Here is a 363-nt window from a genome sequence, read left to right as displayed (position 1 = left end):
TGTCTTTCAGGCGAGCCTCAATCCGGGTCAGCATACTGGTGAACTGGGAGAAAATGAGAATTTTACGGCCTTCCTCAACAATGGGTTTGACTAAGGTCATCAGCAGGTCCAGTTTGGCGGATTCCTGAATGTCCTGGGCTTGATCCAGCTTGACCAATGCAGGGTCGCAACAGGCCTGTCGCATTTTCAGCAACGCATCCAAAATCACAATTTGTGAGCGGGCCAGCCCTTTCTTTTCTATTTCGGCCTTCACCCGGGCTTCCATGCTGGCCCGGATGGTTTCATAAAGGGCTCTCTGTCGACCTTCCAGTTCTGTGGTGCGGATAATTTCGGTTTTCGGGGGGAGTTCTTTGGCGACCAGAT

1 pseudogene is annotated in these 363 nt (G+C 51.8%); it reads right to left on the bottom strand.

Annotated features, from left to right (window positions below):
• Positions 1-363 (bottom strand): annotated as a pseudogene (locus tag CWC28_RS22155) (DEAD/DEAH box helicase); the annotation flags it as partial.

It is taken from the genome of Pseudoalteromonas sp. S4492 (assembly GCF_005886115.1).
In the GTDB taxonomy this organism is placed as follows: domain Bacteria; phylum Pseudomonadota; class Gammaproteobacteria; order Enterobacterales; family Alteromonadaceae; genus Pseudoalteromonas; species Pseudoalteromonas gelatinilytica.
The sequence above is the reverse complement of the archived record's forward strand: the minus strand, read 5'-3'. Positions and strand labels throughout refer to the sequence as shown.